Raw genomic sequence first — 3,434 nt, 5'->3', positions numbered from 1 at the left:
TTACCAGAAGGTGCAGGCGAACGACCGCCAGATGAGGGACCTCGTCCACGCCGGGAAGCGCTCGGAGGCCATCGCGGCGCGCGCTTCCGCCGCCGAGGACTTCGCCGTGTACGACAGGTCCCTGCAGGCACTGGCCCGCTACAACGACAACCGGCTGAAGGCGGGCGACGCGTTGCTCAAGGCGGCCAAGCTCGCCGACGAGCGCACCGAGGAGAACACGGCCCGCGACGTGCTGGACGCGCTCGGCCGCTACGAGCGCCTCGCCGGGCAGGCCCTGCTGCTCGACCGGCAGTCCGACCGCGCGTCCGGGGCGCCGTCCGCGGAGGTCATCGGCCTGTACCGGCAGGCGACCGACCTGATGAAACTGGACCTGCTGCCCAAGGCGTACAACCTCACGCTCGACAACGGCACCCTCGTCCGGCACACCTACGAGGACAAGCGGTCCGCCGTGCTCACCGGGCGGATGTGGGTCCTCATCACCGGGCTGGCGCTGCTCGTCGTCCTGGCCGGTTTCCAGCTGTACCTGGCGAAGCGCTTCCGCCGGATGCTGAACGTGCCGCTGGCCCTGGCCACGCTTGCGTCACTCGTCCTGGTCGTGACGGGCACGGCCATGCTGTCCGGTCAGGCGAGCCATCTCCGCCAGGCCAAGGAGGACGGTTTCGACTCGATCCTCTCTCTCGCTCGGGCACGAGCCATCAGCAACAGCGCCGCCGCGGACGAGACCCGCTTCCTTCTCGACCCGGATAGGGCCGACGCCTACGAGCAGGTCTACCTGAGCAAGTCCCAGACCGTCCTCTACCTCCCGGCAGGGAACCTGACCGAGTACAACAAGGCCGTGCAGGGAGACCTGTCGTTCGAACCCGGACGTGCCCGTTTCCTCGGCTTCCTCGGTACCGAGGCCAACCGGCCCACGGAATCGGGAGAGCAGCTGTCGCAAATGGTGAACGCCCTCAACAAGGCCCTGGCCGATTACCAGAAGGTGCAGGCGAACGACCGCCAGATGAGGGACCTCGTCCACGCCGGGAAGCGCTCGGAGGCCATCGCGGCGCGCGCTTCCGCCGCCGAGGACTTCGCCGTGTACGACAGGTCCCTGCAGAGCCTCATCGGCCTTCACCAGAAGGAGTTCGACGAAGCAGTGAAGGACGGAGACGACGGAACGAGCGGCTGGTACACGGTGCTGCCCATCGCGGGCGTCGCCATCGCCCTGCTCGTGCTCATCGGAGTGCGTCCCCGCCTGGCCGAGTACCGGTGGTCGAAGTGAGGGGACGGGGCCTGCGGTCCCCGAGATGGGCGGCGGCGGCCGCGGCGTTCGCGCTCCTCGCCGCCGCATGCGGGACCGTGGGGGAGGCGACGTCGTCCGTCGCCGGCACGGACGGCCTGGTCATCGGCGTCCAGCGGGACCAGCCCGGCCTCGGGCAGCAGATCGGCGAACCGGCGGACGGATACGACTCCTACGAGGGTTTCGACATCCGCATGGCCAAGGAGATCGCCAGGCACCTGAAAGTCCCCGCCGCGAACGTGACGTTCCGGAGAGTGGCGTCCAAGGACCGCGAGGAACTCATCCAGTCGGGCGCGGTGGACATGGTCGTGGGCACCTACTCCATCACCCCGGAACGCAAGACGAAAGTGAAGTTCGCGGGCCCCTACTATGTCGCCCACCAGGACATTCTCGTCCGGAAGGCCAATCCCGCGTCGATCGGGGATCTGCACGATCTGGCCGGTAAACGGCTTTGCATGGTCCCGGGGTCGCAGTCGTTCCAGCGCGTTCGCACGGAACAGAGCGTCAGCGCGGTGCCCGTCGAGGCCGAGGGGTATACCGACTGCCTCAACAAGCTGATCGCGGGCGACGTGGACGCCGTCTCCACCGACGACCTGATCCTCGCGGGCCTCGCCTCGGAGGCCGCCAAGAAGGGCGAGTACATGAGGCTCGTGAACGCGCCCTTCTCCGACGAGCGCTACGGCGTCGGCCTCCGGCAGGACGACGTCGAAGGCTGCGAAGCGGTGAACGAGGCCATCACGAAGATGTACCAGGACGGCACGATGCGCCTGCAGCTCAAGCGCTGGTTCGCCCCCACCGGACTGGACCTGACGACCACCGTCCCGCAATTCGAAGGCTGCATCTGACGTCCATCACGAACGGTATTCGAGCACTCACTGAATGGCACGGACCTTGGCCGGTCACTGAGATCAGTCGGTTACGTAAGTTACGGTCGGCCCGCGTGATCGTAAGTTATGGTCGCGATCAAAAATCGGTCCGGTAATCACCGTCACCCCCGAGGAGTGCAATGACGACGGTCATCCTGGTGGTGATGTGCGTCGTGGTCGGGGCGCTCGAGCTGTACGCGGGCAAGCAGAGCCGGGATCAGTCGAACGCGTTCTCCCGCCGGATCGACGAACTGAACGAACAGGTCACCAAACAGAACAACGTCCTGGTCACGGTGGGCGAGCAGCTCACCGCCGAACTGTCGCGCGTCAAGCAGGACGTGCTGCCCGCCCTCGACACCCGGCTCCGCCAGAACACCGGGCAGGTCGAGGAACTCGCCGGGCTCGTCCACCAGGCCGACGAGTTCCTGCGGACCCAGGCCGGCCGGCTCCGCGACCTGGAGCAGCAGCGGATCACGCTGGCCGCGCTGCGCCGCAAGCTCGGCGAGGTGGAGACGTCCGTGCGGACCGTCACCCGGACGGGCGCCGAGGAGATCGAAGGCAAGGTCGACACCGCCCTGGGCCGGCTCGCCGACCTGGAACGCGGCGGCGAGGAGATCCTCGCCCTCCAGCGCACCCTCACCCGGACGCTGGAGGACGTCGAGGACGTCGTCGCCGAACTGCTGCAGTTCACCGAGGGCGAGCTCGACGACACGGTCACCGCGGCGCTCACCGGCCGCCCCCGCCCCCACGGCGACGCCGTCACCGCCACGGGACGGCTCTGGACGCGCGACGACCAGCTGGACGACATCCTCGGCGAGATGTACGAGCGCTGCGTGCGCGCCAGCCGCCTCAACGTCCGCTTCCGCACCACCGAGGGCTCGGACGGACCGGCCCCCGGCTCCCCCGAGCGCCGCCGGTACTTCCTCGGCGGCCAGGCCGCTGAAGACCTGGCCGGCGCCTTCAGCGCGCTGCTCATCTCAACCGGCGCCGACCTCCCCCGCAACGGCCTGCACGACACCCCCCGCGGCGAGGTGAGGCGCGGCCTAGCCCGCATCGAACCCGGCCTCCCCCCAGGCGTGGAACCGACACGTCCCCCCGAGGACGAGGCCGCCCTCAAGGCCCTCCTCCGAACCCTCTCGGAATGCTCCGGCGCCGTAGCCCAGATAGGCCCCCTCATGGCCGTCCGAACCCGCGACGAACTCCTATGCGCCGTCCTGACCGCCGCCCAGTCCCTAGAACTGGAAAGCGACGAGGTGTTCTGGGACCCCTCCGCCGCAACAGTCCGCCTC

Annotated in this window: 3 protein-coding genes; all 3 read left to right on the top strand. The window is 68.7% G+C overall.

Features of this window, described 5'->3' with window-relative positions; genetic code table 11:
- Positions 1 to 1,261: hypothetical protein (locus E1266_RS36385; protein WP_207946135.1), on the top strand; the 1,261-nt coding region annotated here is incomplete at its 5' end.
- Entirely contained in the window at positions 1,258 to 2,124 is an 867-nt protein-coding gene (locus tag E1266_RS36380) for a glutamate ABC transporter substrate-binding protein (protein ID WP_243719331.1), read from the top strand. The genes E1266_RS36385 and E1266_RS36380, both read left to right, overlap by 4 nt.
- Positions 2,125 to 2,285: 161 nt before the next feature.
- Positions 2,286 to 3,434: hypothetical protein (locus tag E1266_RS36375; protein WP_132055009.1), on the top strand; the 1,149-nt coding region annotated here is incomplete at its 3' end.

It is taken from the genome of Actinomadura sp. 7K534, from assembly GCF_004348575.1.
GTDB classification, from domain to species: domain Bacteria; phylum Actinomycetota; class Actinomycetes; order Streptosporangiales; family Streptosporangiaceae; genus Spirillospora; species Spirillospora livida.
The sequence above is the reverse complement of the archived record's forward strand: the minus strand, read 5'-3'. Positions and strand labels throughout refer to the sequence as shown.